This window comes from Hydrogenophaga sp., assembly GCF_014773545.1.
Classification (GTDB): Bacteria; Pseudomonadota; Gammaproteobacteria; order Burkholderiales; family Burkholderiaceae_C; genus Hydrogenophaga.
The window spans coordinates 1-16,060 of the sequence record NZ_SDDV01000013.1; the positions used below are offsets into that span (position 1 = coordinate 1).

At 64.1% G+C, this 16,060-nt stretch carries 15 protein-coding genes; 9 read left to right on the forward strand and 6 right to left on the reverse strand.

Going from position 1 to position 16,060, the window contains the following annotated elements; genetic code table 11:
- Window positions 1-570 precede the first annotated feature (570 nt).
- A complete protein-coding gene (locus EST26_RS09170) occupies window positions 571-1,983 on the forward strand; it encodes a nodulation protein NfeD (RefSeq protein ID WP_291067247.1) in 1,413 nt (470 codons plus the stop codon).
- Window positions 1,984-2,021: 38 nt separating this feature from the next.
- Window positions 2,022-2,789: a slipin family protein gene (locus EST26_RS09175; protein WP_291067248.1), complete on the forward strand. Its 768-nt coding sequence runs from the start codon at window positions 2,022-2,024 to the stop codon at window positions 2,787-2,789.
- A gap of 41 nt (window positions 2,790-2,830) precedes the next feature.
- Here the strand turns inward: EST26_RS09175 and EST26_RS09180 are convergent, their stop codons facing one another.
- Window positions 2,831-4,138, reverse strand: a complete 1,308-nt coding sequence (locus EST26_RS09180; protein WP_291067250.1) for a GNAT family N-acetyltransferase — start codon at window positions 4,136-4,138, stop codon at window positions 2,831-2,833.
- Here EST26_RS09180 and EST26_RS09185 point away from each other — a divergent pair.
- Both EST26_RS09185 and EST26_RS09190 read left to right on the forward strand, forming a co-directional pair.
- Window positions 4,137-5,834, forward strand: a complete 1,698-nt coding sequence (locus EST26_RS09185; RefSeq protein ID WP_291067252.1) for an NAD+ synthase — start codon at window positions 4,137-4,139, stop codon at window positions 5,832-5,834. The two genes, EST26_RS09180 and EST26_RS09185, sit on opposite strands and share 2 nt — an antisense overlap.
- 61 nt (window positions 5,835-5,895) lie before the next feature.
- On the forward strand, window positions 5,896-6,234 hold the full coding sequence (locus EST26_RS09190; RefSeq protein WP_291067255.1) for a P-II family nitrogen regulator: 339 nt from the start codon (window positions 5,896-5,898) through the stop codon (window positions 6,232-6,234).
- Window positions 6,235-6,257: 23 nt separating this feature from the next.
- On the opposite strand, the gene EST26_RS09195 is transcribed toward EST26_RS09190, so the two are convergent.
- The gene (locus tag EST26_RS09195) at window positions 6,258-6,662 is read right to left on the reverse strand and encodes a diacylglycerol kinase (RefSeq protein ID WP_291067257.1); all 405 of its coding nucleotides are present in this window, start codon (window positions 6,660-6,662) and stop codon (window positions 6,258-6,260) included.
- Window positions 6,659-7,231: an RDD family protein gene (locus EST26_RS09200; protein WP_291067259.1), complete on the reverse strand. Its 573-nt coding sequence runs from the start codon at window positions 7,229-7,231 to the stop codon at window positions 6,659-6,661. The genes EST26_RS09195 and EST26_RS09200 overlap by 4 nt, the downstream gene beginning before the upstream one ends.
- Before the next feature lie 273 nt (window positions 7,232-7,504).
- On the opposite strand from EST26_RS09200, the gene EST26_RS09205 reads away from it, so the two are divergent.
- The 5 genes from EST26_RS09205 (at window position 7,505) to rsxB (ending at window position 13,568) form a co-directional block, all read left to right on the forward strand.
- Window positions 7,505-9,286, forward strand: a complete 1,782-nt coding sequence (locus tag EST26_RS09205; RefSeq protein ID WP_291067261.1) for an acetolactate synthase 3 catalytic subunit — start codon at window positions 7,505-7,507, stop codon at window positions 9,284-9,286.
- Between the two features lie 116 nt (window positions 9,287-9,402).
- Window positions 9,403-9,894: an acetolactate synthase small subunit gene (gene ilvN, locus EST26_RS09210; RefSeq protein WP_291067263.1), complete on the forward strand. Its 492-nt coding sequence runs from the start codon at window positions 9,403-9,405 to the stop codon at window positions 9,892-9,894.
- A 173-nt stretch (window positions 9,895-10,067) separates the two neighbouring features.
- On the forward strand, window positions 10,068-11,084 hold the full coding sequence (ilvC, locus tag EST26_RS09215; protein ID WP_291067265.1) for a ketol-acid reductoisomerase: 1,017 nt from the start codon (window positions 10,068-10,070) through the stop codon (window positions 11,082-11,084).
- Window positions 11,085-11,325: 241 nt separating this feature from the next.
- Entirely contained in the window at window positions 11,326-12,849 is a 1,524-nt protein-coding gene (gene phaZ, locus EST26_RS09220; protein WP_291067267.1) for a polyhydroxyalkanoate depolymerase, read from the forward strand.
- Window positions 12,850-12,869: 20 nt separating this feature from the next.
- Window positions 12,870-13,568 (forward strand): electron transport complex subunit RsxB, encoded by a 699-nt coding sequence (gene rsxB / locus EST26_RS09225; RefSeq protein WP_291067339.1) that lies wholly within the window; start codon window positions 12,870-12,872, stop codon window positions 13,566-13,568.
- A 10-nt stretch (window positions 13,569-13,578) separates the two neighbouring features.
- On the opposite strand, the gene EST26_RS09230 is transcribed toward rsxB, so the two are convergent.
- Genes EST26_RS09230 through EST26_RS09240 form a run of 3 tightly spaced genes read right to left on the reverse strand, consistent with a single transcriptional unit; the run spans window position 13,579 to window position 16,059 of the window.
- Window positions 13,579-14,760 (reverse strand): pyridoxal phosphate-dependent aminotransferase, encoded by a 1,182-nt coding sequence (locus EST26_RS09230; RefSeq protein ID WP_291067269.1) that lies wholly within the window; start codon window positions 14,758-14,760, stop codon window positions 13,579-13,581.
- A complete protein-coding gene (locus EST26_RS09235; RefSeq protein ID WP_291067271.1) occupies window positions 14,750-15,694 on the reverse strand; it encodes a CysB family HTH-type transcriptional regulator in 945 nt (314 codons plus the stop codon). Before EST26_RS09235 ends, EST26_RS09230 begins: the two co-directional genes overlap by 11 nt.
- On the reverse strand, window positions 15,691-16,059 hold the full coding sequence (locus EST26_RS09240; RefSeq protein ID WP_291067273.1) for a CbiX/SirB N-terminal domain-containing protein: 369 nt from the start codon (window positions 16,057-16,059) through the stop codon (window positions 15,691-15,693). Before EST26_RS09240 ends, EST26_RS09235 begins: the two co-directional genes overlap by 4 nt.
- Window position 16,060: the final 1 nt, after the last annotated feature.

Here is a 16,060-nt window from a genome sequence, read left to right on the forward strand (position 1 = left end):
AAGAAGACGTGCCGGATCACAAGACAGAAGGTAGGGGCGGAAGGCTCCAGACCGGGTGTGGCAATGTACCCTACGCTTGGTGAGACTAAGGCAAGTCGTTTGAGTGGCAACACTCTGGCGCTCTGGTCGTTGAGTCAGGAAACCCCCGCTATAGCTTTGGCTTAGCGGTGGGAGTCTTCATGCCTGCGTTCGATCTGGTTCGAAGTGGCTTTCGGGGCGGCCTGGCCTTTGCTGCCCGGCCTGCCGCGGCGGTGGCCGTCCTGCTGCGACTGCGTGCGGATGGCGGGCCGCTTGCGCCGCAGCCCGGGTTGGTTGAACCGAGATTGTCCATTAGACGCACCTGCGGTGCTGGCGGCGCATGGGCGGTCATTTTTGCCCCTCATCAGTGCCCATGGCACAGGCCATGGGCTTCTCAGTCGGGACAAAACTGCCTCGCCACTGCATCCACCAGCCCACCCAAGCCCAATGGACAATCCCGGTTGAATAAAAATGGCGGACCGGGGAATTTGGAACTTGCACGCCAGCCACATCAGGGCATAGACTGGCACCATTACCCGCACGGGAGTTGCCATGCCAGAGCGTCAGCCGGCGAGACTTGCATTTCACCCATGGCGGCGCCCGCTCGCGCTGGCGTGCCTGTGGCTGTGCGCGCTGCTGCTGGGCCTGGCCGCCAGCGGCGTGCAGGCCGGCGTTCCGGTGCCGGTGCTGACGCTGCAAGGACCGATCGGGCCGGCCAGCGCCGACTACGTCATCCGTGGCTTGGCGCGCGCGCAGCAACAGGGTGCGCCGCTGGTGGTGCTGGAGCTGGACACGCCGGGCGGGCTCGACAGCTCGATGCGGCAGATTGTGATGGCCATTTTGGCTTCGCCGGTGCCGGTGGCCACCTACGTCAGCCCGCCGGGCGCACGCGCCGCCAGCGCCGGCACCTTCATCCTCTACGCCAGCCATATTGCCGCCATGGCGCCGGCCACCACGCTGGGTGCGGCCACGCCGGTGGCCATTGGCATGCCGGGCGCGCCGCCGCGCCCGGCGCCGCCGCCGCCAGGTCAACCCGCGCCGGCGCAGCCCCAGCCCGCCGCACCGCTGGACCCCGCGGCCGCCAAGCGCATTCACGACGCCGCTGCTTTCATTCGCGGGCTCGCCGAGCGCCACGGCCGCAACGCCGTCTGGGCCGAGCGTGCAGTGCGCGAGGCGGTCAGTCTGACGGCGGCCGAGGCGCTGCGCGAGAACGTGATCGACGTGGTGGCGCGCGACATCCCGGACTTGCTGGCGCAGATCGACGGCCGCAGCGTGCGGGTGGCCGATGAGCGGCGCCAACTGCAAACCCTGGGCCTGGCCGTTGTGATGCAGCCGCCCGACTGGCGGCACCAGTTGCTGGCCGTGATCTCCAACCCTGGCGTGGCGCTGATTTTGCTCATGATCGGCGTCTACGGCCTGCTGTTCGAGTTTGCTTCGCCCGGTTTTGGTGTGCCCGGCACGGTGGGCGCAATCTGCCTGTTGCTGGCGCTGTACGCGCTGCAGTTGCTGCCGGTCAATTACGCCGGGCTGGCGCTGATATTGCTCGGTTTTGCGCTGCTGGTGGGCGAATTGCTGATGCCGGCTTTTGGCGTGCTGGGGGTCGGCGGCATCGTGGCTTTCATTGCCGGCGCTTTGTTGCTGTTTGACCGCGAGGTGCCTGGTCTGGGCGTGCCGCTGCCGCTGATTTTTGCCGTCTCCATCGCCGCCGGGGTGGCGGTGTTGTTGGCCGGTGGCATGGCTTTGCGCGCGCGCCGCGCGCCGGTGGTCAGCGGCAGCGAAGAACTGCTGGGCAGCCTGGGCGAGGTGGTGCAGATCGAGCACGGACAGGCCTGGGCGCTGGTACATGGCGAGCGCTGGCAGGTGTGCGCCGATGCGCCGCTGGCGATTGGCCAGCGGGTGCGGGTGAACCGTGTGCTCGGGCTGGTACTGCAGGTGCAGCCAGAAGCCGATGCCGCAGCGGATTGATCGATTCCATTTTTCTGGAGAAAAACCCGATGTTCGATATGAATTTTGCACTCAGTGCGCTGCTGATTCCCTTGCTGCTGGCGCTGCTGCTGGCGTCGTTTCGCACCTTGCGCGAGTACGAGCGCGGCGTGGTGTTTCAGCTCGGGCGCTTCTGGCGGGTCAAGGGTCCGGGGCTGGTGATCGTGGTGCCCGGTCTGCAGCAGATGGTGCGGGTCGATCTGCGGGTGGTGACGATGGACGTCGAGCCGCAGGACGTGATCTCGCGCGACAACGTCTCGGTCAAGGTCAACGCAGTGGTGTTCTTTCGCGTGGTCGACGCGCAAAAGGCCATCATCCAAGTGGAAAACTACCTGATGGCGACCAGCCAGTTGGCGCAGACTACCTTGCGCGTGGTGCTGGGCAAGCACGAGCTCGACGAAATGCTGGCCGAGCGCGAACGGCTCAACCTGGACGTGCAGCAGATTCTGGATGCCCAGACTGACGCCTGGGGCATCAAGGTGACCAACGTCGAGATCAAGCACATCGACCTGAACGAGTCGATGGTGCGCGCCATTGCGCGCCAGGCCGAGGCCGAGCGCGAACGGCGCGCCAAGGTGATTCACGCCGAAGGCGAAAAGCAAGCGGCGGTGGCGCTGCTGGAGGCGGCGCAAATGCTGGCGCAGCAGCCCGAGGCGATGCAGTTGCGATACCTGCAAACCATGACCCAGGTCGCCGGTGACCGCGCCTCGACGATCGTGTTTCCGCTGCCCATGGACTTGCTGGGCAAGCTGCTGAACAAAGATCGACCGCCGTCGGATGCGAGCTGAGTTCAGGCAGCAAGCACCCAGACCGACGCGCTGTGCGCCGTTTACGCAGCGGGTTGCGCGCGCTGCTTTGCCCCGGCGGCGGCGGGCGGCGAGGTTTTCAGCGGCGTGCGCTGATCCAGTTGCTCCAGGTACAGCGCGAGGCCCTGGTCCTCGCGCTGCAAAAAGCGCTCTACTGCGTGGGCAAACGCAGGCTGCGCCAGCCAGTGCGCGCTGCCGGTTTTGACCGGCAACAGGGCACGCGCCATTTTGTGCTCGCCTTGGGCGCCGCCCTCAAAGCGCAAGTAGCCGTGCGCGATGCACCAGATCAGCGGCTGGTAGTAGCAGGCCTCGAAATGCAGGCAGTCGACGCGCTCGAGCGCGCCCCAGTAGCGGCCGTAGGCGACCCGGGCATCGGGGTCTATGCCAACCAGGCTGCACGCGATGGCCTGACCCGCGCGCTCGGCCACGAACAGCAGCCAGTGCTGCGGCATCAGTTGCGCTTGGAGCTGAAAAAATTCACGGTTCAAATAGGGTTGGTTGCTGTGTTCCAGGTAGGTGCGCCGGTAGCAGTGGTAGAAAAAATCCCAGTCGGCCGTCTTGATCTCAGGCCCGAGCAGGCAGCGAAAGCGCACGCCGGCTTGTTCGACTTTGCGCCGTTCCTGGCGAATTTTTTTGCGTTTTTCTTGCTGCAGACTGGCCAGGAAGTGCTCAAAATCGTCGAACGGTTGACGGTCTGCGTCCGCTGTGTCGGCCCAGCCGGGCGGGTGCGGCGCTGGGGCGTGGTTTGTCCAGTGGAACTGCACCGTCTGGCGCAGCAGCAGGCCGGCAGATCGGCAAGCGGCCAGGTCTGGCGCGGACGCGAACAACAGATGCAGTGAGGAGAGGTTTTCGCTTTGGGCGTGGTCGATCAGCGCGCGCACCAGTGCGGCACGCGCGGCGTCGTCGCGCGCGAGCAAACGCGCGCCCGGCACTGGCGTGAAGGGCACCGCCACCAGCGCCTTGGGGAAGTAGTCCAGGCGGTGTTGCGCGTAGGCATGGGCCCACGACCCGTCAAACACGTATTCGCCGCGCGAGTGGTTTTTCAAATACAGCGGGCAGGCGGCATGCAGTTCACCGTCGCGCCAGAGACTGAGGAACTGCGCCTGCCAACCCGCCTCGGCCTGGGCGCAGCCGCTGGCGTGCAGGGCTGCCAGGTACTCGTGGCGCATAAAGGGCGTGGCGCCTTGTTGCTGGGCCAGCAAACCGTTCCAGTCTGCTGCGCTGATGTCCTGCGGTGCGGCAAAGACCCGGGTGCGATAATTCACCGCCGACAAAGCGCGCTGCGCTGTGGCGTGTGGGGCAGCGTCGGCGTCGATCAATTCAAATCCCATGACCATCTCCATTTGCGTTGCTCAACTCAACTTTGTGGTGGGTGATATGGCGGGTAACGCGCGCCAGATCATCACCGCCGCACAGCAAGCGCACGCGCGCGGTGTGCGTCTGCTGCTGACGCCCGAGCTGGCCTTGTGCGGCTACCCGGCGCAAGATTTGCTGTTGCGTCCAGCCTTCATAGACGCCTGCGATGATGCCCTGAAAACCGTGGCGCATGAGACGGCCGGCCTCAAAGGCCTGTACCTGGTGGTGGGACACCCGGTGCGCAGCGCACTGCCGGCCTGCGCCCAAGAGGAGGGGTGGCGCCGCACGCAGCCGGTCTTGCACAACGCTGCCAGCGTGCTGTTTGAGGGGCGGCTGCTGCAGCGCTGCCACAAGCGCGAGCTGCCCAATGACCAGGTCTTTGATGAGCGGCGTTACTTTGTGCCCGGCGAAAACAGCGCTGTGTTCGACCTCGAGGCGGCCCCTGGCGAGCGGGTCCGGCTCGGCCTGCTGATTTGTGAAGACGCCTGGCATGAGGCGCCGGTGCGCGCAGCCTTGGCCGCTGGGGCCGAGCTGCTGCTGGTCATTAACGCATCGCCTTTTCACGCTGGCAAGGGTGGCGAGCGCGAGCGCATCATGCGCGCGCGCGTGCGCGCCACCGGCTTGCCGCTGATCTACGCGCACCTGGTGGGCGGGCAAGACGAACTGGTTTTCGATGGCCGCAGCTTCGTGCTGGCGGCCGACGGCGCGCTGGCTGGGCGCGCACCCAGCTTCGAGCCTGCTTTGTTCGATTGCCGCTTGAGCCGACAGGGCCCGGGCTGGCAGATCGACGCTCACACCGCGCCCGAGCACGACCCGCAGACCGAGCTCTGGCACGCGCTGGTGCTGGGGCTGCGTGACTACGTGCAGAAAAACGGGTTTTCCTCGACCCTGCTGGGGCTGTCGGGCGGCATCGATTCGGCGCTGGTGCTCGCGCTTGCGGTCGACGCGCTGGGACGCGAGCGGGTGCGTGCGGTGATGATGCCTTCGCCCTACACGGCTGCCATATCCTGCAGCGACGCGCGCGAGATGGCCGCCCGCTTGGGGGTGCGCTACGACGAGATCGACATTGCGCCGCTGTTTGCGGTGTTCAAGGCGGCGTTGGCACCCTTGTTTGCCGCTTGCGCCGAAGACAGCACGGAAGAAAATCTGCAAGCGCGCATACGTGGCACGCTGCTGATGGCCTTGTCCAACAAGTTAGGCGGCCTGGTGCTGACCACCGGCAACAAAAGCGAACTGGCGACCGGCTACTGCACGCTGTACGGCGATATGGCGGGTGGCTTTGCGGTCATCAAAGACCTCGCCAAGACCGAGGTGTTTCGCCTGGCGCGCTGGCGCAACGCCCACAACCCCTGCGGCGGCGTTGCCACGCCCATTCCCGAGCGCATCATCAGCCGCGCGCCGAGTGCCGAATTGCGCCACAATCAGACCGATCAAGACAGCCTGCCCGACTACGCCGTGCTCGACGCCATCGTCGAGCGCTACATGCAAGACGACCAGAGTCCGGCCAGCATCGTGGCCGCAGGCTTGGACCGCGCCGCCGTCGAACAGGTGGTGCGGCTATTGCACGGCAGCGAATACAAGCGCCAGCAAGCGCCGCTGGGCATTCGCCTGACGCACCGCAGCTTTGGCAAAGACTGGCGCTACCCTGTTACGAGCAAGTACCTGTCTTGAGCCGGGTTGGTGGGCAGTCAGCATCATTTTTGAACCATCCGTATCGACTGGAGCTTCCCCCATGAAACAAATCACCGCCATTGTCAAACCGTTCAAGCTCGAAGAGGTGCGCGAGGCGCTGGCCGAGCAGGGCGTGACCGGCCTGACCGTGACCGAGGTGAAAGGTTTTGGCCGCCAAAAAGGCCACACTGAGTTGTACCGTGGCGCCGAGTACGTGGTTGATTTTTTGCCTAAGGTCAAGGTCGAGGTGGTGGTGAAAACCGACGACGTCGAGCGCTGCGTGGACGCCATTGTCCGCGCCGCGCGCACCGGCAAGATCGGCGATGGCAAGATTTTCGTCACCTCGGTCGAGCGCGTGGTGCGTATCCGAACCGGCGAGGAAGACGAGGCTGCGGTCTGAGTGGTCCTGAGCGGTCGGCGCGTTCAAGCTGGCGCCAGCAGCGCCCAAAGAGCCGCCGCCCACACGCCAGCGCACAGCAGCAGGCTCAGCAGCACGGCGGCGCTGCCCATGTCTTTGGCGCGCTTGGACAGGTCGTGCCATTCCGGCCCGATGCGGTCGATCGCGGTCTCGATGCCGGTGTTGAGCAATTCGACCACCAGCACCAGCACCACCACGGCCACCAGCACGGCCACTTCGACCCAGCTCTGCCCGACCCAGAACGCCGCCGGGATCAACACCAGCGCCGCCAGGGCTTCTTCCCGGAACGAGGTCTCGCCCCAGCCGGCCCGCAAGCCAGCCATCGAGTAGCCCCAGGCGTGCTGGATACGGGCCAGGCCGGTGCGCTGCTTTTGCGCGTTGGCCGGTTCGCGTGGTACGGGCGTGTTCATGCCGGTGCGCTGCGTTTGTCGTGCTTGGGTGGGATGGGTTCCCTGTGGTGCACCAACTGGGTGCCGGCCAGGGCGTCGTGCAGGAATTGGCGCTGCGGATGCAAGCGCGCCAGCAACGCCCAAACCACAATCCACGCCAGCGTCAGCGCCACCACGTCCAGGCTGTGCAGTTGCAGCGCGCTGCCCAAGCCCAGTGGTGGCAGCAGCCACAGCCAGGCCAAAAGGTAGCGCAGCAGCGCATGCGCCGGCCTCAGGCGCCGGCCGTTGCGATCGACCACCCGGATGTCCCAGGTTTTCATGGCCAGCGTCTGCCCCTTGGCCCAGAACCAGGTGAAATAAAGGCCTAGCACGGCGAACAGGTAGGCCATCAGCAGCGGACGGTTTTCGAGCGCCGCTTCGACGTTCGGAATCCATTGGGCGAGCAAAAAACCGGCCAGCAACAAGACGCAGCCGGCTGCAAACAGCACGCCAAATAGCAGCAAGCCCTCGTACAGCCAGCAGGCCATGCGGCGCATGATGGGTGGGGCCTGGAGCGTGGCAGGGGCAGGCGTAGGGGTCGGGGTGAACATGGTCTGGGGCAGGGTTGTGGGGCCGGGCTGACCCGGCGGCCAGCAGCGCGAACCGATTGTCGCACTCCGGCCCGATGGCCACGGGGCGCTGGGCCAGCGCAGTCGCTATCGGTGATAATGCGCCTTGCGATTCAAAATACGGCAAACGGGTCAGGGTTCGGTGGGCAATGCGCCTGCTTATGGCTACTGGTCTCAAGTCTCGACACCGCTTCACAAGAGTGGGTCAAGAGGCACCCAAGGTTTTTCGTCAGAGAAATTCTCAACAGGTTCAACATGAAAATCAACTTGGCCGAACAGGCCCAGGCGCTCGTCGTCAATGCCGCTGCTGCGCCCCTGCCAGAGCTGCGCGGTGCAGAAATACTCGTCAAGGCCTTGCAGGCCGAAGGTGTGAAGTACATCTGGGGCTATCCCGGTGGTGCGGTGCTGCACATCTACGACGCGTTCTACAAGCAAGACACCATCCAGCATGTGCTGGTGCGCCACGAGCAGGCCGCCGTGCACGCCGCCGACGGCTACGCGCGCGCCACCGGCGAGGTCGGCGTGGCGCTGGTCACTTCCGGCCCCGGCGTCACCAATGCCATCACCGGCATTGCCACCGCCTACATGGACAGCATTCCGATGGTGATCGTCTGCGGTCAAGTACCCACGGCTGCGATTGGTCTGGACGCTTTCCAAGAGTGCGACACGGTCGGCATCACGCGCCCGATCGTCAAGCACAATTTCCTGGTCAAAGACGTGCGCGACATGGCGCTGGTGATGAAAAAGGCGTTTCACATCGCCCGCAGCGGCCGCCCCGGCCCGGTGGTGGTCGACATCCCGAAAGACGTGTCGTTCAACAAGACTGCTTACGCCGGCTACCCCGAGTCGGTCGAAATGCGCTCGTACAACCCGGTGCGCAAGGGCCACAGCGGCCAGATCCGCAAGGCCTTGCAACTGCTGCTGGGTGCCAAGCGCCCCTATGTCTACAGCGGCGGCGGCGTGCTGCTGGGCAATGCGGTGCCGGAGTTGCGCACCCTGGTCGACCTGCTGGGTTACCCGATCACCAACACCTTGATGGGCCTGGGCGCTTACCCGGCGTCGGACAAGAAATTTCTGGGCATGCCGGGCATGCACGGCACCTTCGAGGCCAACAACGCGATGCAAAATTGCGACGTGTTGCTGGCGGTGGGCGCGCGCTTTGACGACCGCGTGATCGGCAACCCCAAGCACTTTGCGCAGAACGAACGCAAGATCATCCACATTGACATCGACCCGTCCAGCATCTCCAAGCGCGTCAAGGTTGACGTTCCCATCGTCGGCCACGTCAAAGAGGTGCTGACCGAATTGATTCAGATGCTGCGCGAGACGCCGACGCGGGCCGACCCGAAGGCGCTGGCCGGCTGGTGGGACACCATAGAGGGTTGGCGCGCCAAAAATTGCCTGAGCTACGAGCGCGGCAATAAAGACGTGATCAAGCCGCAGTACGTGGTCGAGACGCTGTGGAACATGACGCGTGAGGCCGACGCCTACGTCACCTCCGATGTGGGTCAGCACCAGATGTGGGCCGCCCAGTACTACCGGTTTGACGAGCCGCGGCGCTGGATCAACTCGGGCGGCCTGGGCACCATGGGCGTGGGCATTCCCTACGCCATGGGCATCAAGCTGGCCAAACCCGACAGCGAGGTCTACTGCATCACCGGTGAGGGATCGGTACAGATGTGCATTCAGGAGCTCTCCACCTGCTTGCAGTACAACACGCCGATCAAAATCATCTCGCTCAACAACCGCTACCTCGGCATGGTGCGGCAGTGGCAGGAAATTGATTACGAAGGGCGCTACAGCCACAGCTACATGGACGCGCTGCCCAATTTCGTCAAGCTGGCCGAGGCCTACGGCCACGTCGGCCTGCTGATCGAGCGCCCGCAAGACGTCGAGCCGGCGCTGCGTGAAGCGCGCAAGCTCAAAGACCGAACGGTTTTCATGGACTTTCGCACCGATCCGACCGAAAACGTGTTCCCGATGGTCAAGGCTGGCAAGGGGCTGACCGAAATGCTGCTGGGTTCCGAAGACCTCTGAGCGCTTCGCATCCCCGGCCGCCTGTCCTGCACGCGCGGCCTCGCAAGAATCTATTTGCTGCCAAGCCGACGCATTACCGTGCGCCGGGGAGGGTACAGAAAAGAGGAATTTTTATCATGAAGCACATCATTGCCGTTTTGCTCGAAAACGAAGCCGGCGCGCTCTCGCGCGTGGTCGGCTTGTTCTCGGCGCGCGGCTACAACATCGAGTCGCTCACGGTGGCACCGACCGAAGACCCCAGCCTGTCACGCATGACGATCCAGACCACCGGGTCGGACGACGTGATAGAGCAAATCACCAAGCACCTCAACCGCCTGATCGAAGTGGTCAAGGTGGTCGACCTGACCGAAGGCGCTTACACCGAACGCGAGCTGATGCTGGTCAAGGTGCGCGCGGTGGGCAAGGAGCGCGAGGAAGTCAAGCGCATGGCCGACATTTTCCGCGGCCGGGTGATCGACGTCACCGACAAGAGCTACACCATCGAGCTCACCGGTGACCAGAGCAAGAACGACGCCTTTCTGGAAGCGATCGAGCGCAGTGCCATTTTGGAGACCGTGCGCACCGGTGCCTGCGGCATTGGCCGCGGTGAGCGCATCTTGCGGGTTTGACGGTTTTTCACAGGGCTCAGCCGTTTCTCTGCCCGTTCGGGCTGAGCCCTCAGACAGGCGTGGTACAGGCTTTGTCGAGGCTGCGGCCGCACCCCTGCGAGCGCAGCGCCTGAAGTCGTTTGGTAGGCTCAGGAAAAACGGGTCAACCTTCTGGTATTCCATTGGAGCAACAAATGAAAGTTTTCTACGACAAAGACTGTGACCTGAGCCTGATCAAAGGCAAGACGGTGGCCATCATCGGCTACGGCAGTCAGGGCCACGCGCACGCGCAAAACCTCAACGACAGCGGCGTCAAAGTGGTGGTCGGTCTGCGCAAGGGCGGTGCCTCGTGGGACAAGGTCGGCAAAGCCGGTCTGAGCGTGCTGGAAGTCAACGACGCCGTCAAGGCCGCCGACGTGGTCATGATTTTGTTGCCCGACGAGCAAATCGCCGACGTCTACCACAACAACGTGGCGCCGAACATGAAGCAGGGCGCTTCGCTGGCGTTTGCGCATGGTTTCAACGTGCACTACAACCAGGTCGTGCCGCGCGCCGATCTGGACGTCTGGATGGTTGCCCCCAAGGCGCCAGGCCACACCGTGCGCAACACCTACACCCAGGGCGGCGGCGTGCCGCACCTGGTTGCGGTGCATCAGGACAAGAGCGGTAAGGCGCGCGATCTGGCCCTGAGCTACGCCATGGCCAACGGTGGTGGCAAGGCAGGCATCATCCAGACCAGCTTCAAGGAAGAAACCGAAACCGACCTGTTCGGCGAGCAGGCGGTGCTGTGCGGCGGCGCGGTCGAGCTGATCAAAATGGGCTTTGAAACCCTGGTCGAGGCCGGTTACGCGCCAGAGATGGCTTATTTTGAGTGCCTGCACGAGCTCAAGCTGATCGTCGACCTGATCTACGAAGGCGGCATCGCCAACATGAACTACTCGATCTCGAACAACGCCGAATACGGCGAGTACGTGACAGGCCCCGAAGTGATCAATGAGCAGAGCCGTCAAGCCATGCGCAACGCCTTGAAGCGCATTCAGAGCGGTGAGTACGCCAAAATGTTTATCCTGGAAGGCCGGACCCAGTACCCGAGCATGACGGCACGCCGGCGCCTGACCGCCGAGCACCAGATCGAGGTGGTCGGTGCCCAGTTGCGCGCCATGATGCCCTGGATTGCCAAGAACAAACTGGTCGATCAAAGCCGCAACTGATGCGCCGGCGCGGCGGGCTGTGTCGGCCTGCCAGTGAACAAAGGCCACTGCGGTGGCCTTTGTTCTTGCTGCGCCCAGCAGGGGCGCAAGCGGTCAGCCGAACCGCCCGCTGCAGGAAAAACTTCATGTGAATTTTTTCATGAAGCTGACGATTGCTACACAAAATTAGGTGTAATCATCGCCACAGGGTTTTGTGCATGCTGTTATATTGCACTGCAACATCACTTTTTTCTCTTGAATCATGCTGTACCAGATTTACGAAACGCAGCGCTCCTTCATGGAGCCGTTTGCCGAATTGGCCAGTGTGGCCGCCAAGATTTACAACAACCCGACTTGGTCTTTTGCCAAGTTGCCGATGGCGCAACGCATCTCGGCGGCTTATGAGCTGATGCACCGGCTCGGCAAAGACTACGAGAAACCGGAGTTCGGCATTCACACCGTCGATGTCGACGGCGTTGGCGTGGCGATTCACGAGCGGGTCGAGATCGACAAACCGTTTTGCGAGCTGCGCCGCTTCAAGCGCTTCTCGGACGACAGCGAAACCTTGCTCAAACTCAAGGGCCAGCCGGTGGTGCTGGTGGTCGCTCCGCTGTCGGGACATTACGCCACGCTGCTGCGCGAGACCGTGCGCACCATGCTGAAAGACCACAAGGTCTACATCACCGACTGGAAAAACGCCCGCATGGTGCCGCTGTCCGAAGGCGACTTCCATCTCGACGACTACGTCAATTATGTGCAGGAGTTCATTCGCCACTTGCAGCGGATCTACGGCAACTGTCACGTCATGAGTGTGTGCCAACCCACCGTTCCCACGCTGGCCGCCGTTTCGCTCATGGCCAGCCGGGGAGAGACAGTGCCGCTGTCGATGACCATGATGGGTGGACCGATAGACGCCAATAAATCGCCCACGGCAGTCAACAACCTGGCGCTGCAGCGCAGCCACAGTTGGTTCGAGAACAACGTGATCTATCGCGTGCCGGTGAGCTTTCCGGGTAAGCGGCGGTTGGTCTACCCGGGCTTTTTGCAGCACGCCGGTTTCGTCGCCATGAACCCGAGCAGCCACGCCAGCAGCCACTACGATTACTTCCAAGACCTGATCAAGGGCGATGACTCCGGCGCCGAGAGCCACCGCAAGTTCTACGACGAGTACAACGCCGTGCTCGACATGGACGCCCACTACTACCTGGAGACCATCAAAGTGGTGTTTCAGGATTTTGATTTGATCAACGGCACCTGGGACGTGAAAAACGAACAGGGCGTAGTCGAGCGGGTGCGGCCGCAGGACATCCGCGACAGCGCCTTGCTCACCATCGAAGGCGAACTGGACGACATTTCCGGCTGCGGCCAGACCGCCGCCGCGCACGATCTGTGCACCGGCATCTCGGCGACGCAGCGCATGCACTATGAGGCCAAGGGTGCGGGTCATTACGGCATCTTTAGCGGGCGGCGCTGGCGTGAGATGGTTTATCCGGTGGTCAAGGCCTTTATCTTGTCGCACCAGCCGAGAGCGGCGAAGCCCGTTGTGCAAGCTGTCGATGCAGCCACCTTCGCGCCGGACCCGGCCAGCGAGCCTGCGGCCAGTGTGGCGGCCACAGCCAAAACGCCGGCCAAGGCAGCGCCAAGGCAGGACGCGTCATCAGCGGAAAAAACTCGAATGCCCAAGCTCAAACGAGTGGCCGAACCGGCGCTTGCCGAACCGGCGCTTGCCGAAGAATTTGTTCAAGCCAGCGACCGGGTCCTTGCAGAATCTGTCAAGTCGAACTGAAAGCCCCTGCTGCTATCGGGCTGGCTGCTGCTGCGCCGGGTATGCTTGTCGAGATGAACGAACTGGCCCGCCGCATCGACGCGGCCCTGCCGCAAACCCAGTGCACGCGCTGCGGCTACCCCGACTGTGCGCACTACGCGCAAGCCGTCGCCGACGCACAGGCGGGCATCAACCAGTGCCCGCCGGGCGGTGCGCAGGGTGTGGAGCGCTTGGCCGCCATCACCGGCTGGGCTGCAAGCCCGATCGACCCACAGCATGGCGCTGAAGGGCCGTTGTGCCTGGCGGTGATCGACGAGAACTGGTGCATCGGTTGCACGCTGTGCATCAAAGCCTGTCCGGTTGACGCCATCGTCGGTGGCAACAAGCGCATGCACAGCGTGCTCGAGCCGTATTGCACCGGCTGCGCGCTTTGCCTGCCGGTCTGCCCGGTTGACTGCATCGTGCTCGAGCCCGTCAGCGCTGCGCGCACCGGCTGGCAGGCCTGGTCCGATGTGCAGGCCAGTCAGGCGCGGCAGCGCTACGCGCAGCACTTGCAGCGCGTGCAGCGCCACACCCTGGAGCAGCAGCAGCGGCTGGAAGAAAAAGCGCGCGCCAAGCTGGCCGACCTGGCGGCTCATTCACTGCATACCGACCCCGCCGTGCTGGACAAAAAGCGCGCCGTGATCGAAGCCGCGCTGGCGCGCTCGCGCGAACGTCGCGCCGCCGTCAGTCAGGGCTAAGACGCTGATCTCACAGGCGCGCCAGCCGCTGCAAGGCTTGTTGCAGCGTTTGTTCTTGTTTGGCAAAACAAAACCGCAGCACCTTCTGCTCAAAACCCTTGCCGTAGAAGGCCGAGAGCGGAATGGCGGCGACGCCGATTTCGCGCGTGAGCCAGCGGCAGAAGTCGGCCTCAGGCAGGTCACGCTCGGGCAGCGCCAGCTCGGAGATGTCGACGCACTGGAAATACGTGCCTTCGCACGGCAGCAGGCGCAAGCGCGTGGCCGCCAGACCGGCGCGAAACAGGTCGCGCTTGCGCTGGTAGAAGGCCGACAATTCCAGGTACGGCGCCGGGTTGGCCAGGTAGTTTGCCAGCGCGTGCTGCATCGGCGTGTTGACGGTGAACACGTTGAACTGGTGCACCTTGCGGAATTCGACCGTCAGTGCCGCCGGCGCCACCACGGTGCCGATCTTCCAGCCGGTGACGTGGAAGGTCTTGCCAAAGCTGCCGACGATGAAGGCGCGTGCGGCCAGGCCCGGGTAGCGCGCCACGCTCTGGTGCGCCTGGCCGTCAAACACCATGTGTTCGTATACCTCGTCGCTGATCAGTAGCACGTCGGTCGGCTCCAGCAGGTCTTGCAGACGCAGCATGTCGGCCGCGCTCCAGACGGTGCCGCTGGGGTTGTGCGGGCTGTTGATGAGCAGGGCGCGCGTGCGCGACGAGAGCGCCGCAGCGATGGCGTCGAAATCGGGCCGGAAACGGCCTGGGCTCAGGGGAACGCGAACCGCCACACCGCCCGCGAGTTCGATGCCGGGTACGTAGCTGTCGTAACAAGGCTCGAGCACCATCACCTCGTCGCCCGGCTGCACCAGCGCCACAATGGCAGTGAAGATCGCCTGCGTGGCGCCGGCGGTGACGGTTACTTCGCTCTCGGGTTGGCAGCGCAGACCGTAGAGGGCGGTCATTTTGGCCGCCATCGCCGCGCGCAGCGCGGGCACACCCGGCATGGGCGGGTACTGGTTGTGGCCAGCCAGCATGGCGCGCGTGACCGCTTGCGGCAGCGCCGGGTCGCAGTCGAAGTCCGGGAAGCCTTGGCCCAGGTTGACCGCGCCGTGTTCCTGCGCCAGCGCCGACATGACGCTGAAAATGCTGCTGCCGACGGCGGGCAGGCGCGAGCTGATGCGGGGCTGCTTGATGGCGCGCTCAGAGTTCATAAGCGTCTGGCGTGCCGCTCATGGCACGTTGAATCTGCTCGCGCGTCAGGCGCTCGCTGAGCAGCTCGGCAAAACGCAGCACGAACTGGCGCAGGTAAGCGCCGCGCTTGAAAGCCACGCGCGCCAGGTTGTGGCCAAACAACTGGGCCGCGGGCCGCGCCACCAGCTCGGGGCTCTGGTTCTCGCCCTGCATCGCCATTTCGGCCACGATGCCCACGCCCAAGCCGAGTTTGACGTAGGTTTTGATGACGTCGGAGTCGATCGCCTCCAGCACCACATGGGGGCGCAACTGGCGCAGCGCGAAGGCCTGGTCGATGCGGCTGCGGCCGGTGAAGCTGGGGTGGTAGGTGATCAGCGGCACCTGCGCCAGGTCTTCCAGCGCGATGCGTTCGCGCGCCAGCAGCGGATGATCAACTGGCAACACCAGCACGTGCTGCCACTCGTAGCAGGGCAGGGTGATCAGCTCCGGGTAGTTGCCCAGCGACTCGGTGGCAACGCCGATTTCGGCCACATCTTCGAGCACCATGCGCGCCACCTGGTCAGGAGAACCCTGGTGCAGGCTGATGCCGACCTTGGGGTAGATCTGGCGCAAACGCGCCACCGGCACCGGCAGCACGTAGCGCGCCTGGGTATGGGTGGTGGCAATCGAGAGGGTGCCGCTGTCCTGCGCCGCATACTGTTCACCGATGCGCTTGAGGTTGTTGACTTCGCGCAAAATGATTTCGATGCTCTTGAGCACCTGCAGGCCGGGCTCGGTGACGCGCTTGATGCGCTTGCCGTGGCGGACAAAGATGTCTATGCCCAGCTCTTCTTCGAGCTCTATGATGCCCTTGGAGACGCCGGGTTGCGAGGTGTGCAGGGCCTGTGCCGCTTCGGTCAGGTTCAGGTTGCGGCGCACCGCCTCTTGCACAAAGCGAAATTGGTGCAGGTTCATGAGCTGCCATTTTCCAGCGCCATCTGGGTCAGCAGCAGGCGCAGGCGCGGGTCTTCACCCGCAATCGGCAGTTGTTCGAAGCACACCGCCGGGTGCGCCCGCCCGAGTTCGGCCATGCGCAGCGGCAGATCTTCGCGCGCGTGTTTGCCAATACCGAAAAACAGCGGCAACACGCGCACTGTGCGCGCACCAGCGGCCACCAGTTGCTGTGCGGCGCTGCCCAGGTCGGGTTGACGCAGCTCCAGGTAGGCGCACAGCACGCTGGTGGAGCTGTCTTGCGCGGCGATCTGGCGCGCCAGCTCTTCCACGGGCAGGCTCCAGAGCGGGTCGCGCGAGCCGTGCGCCAAAACAATCACAGCCTGCATG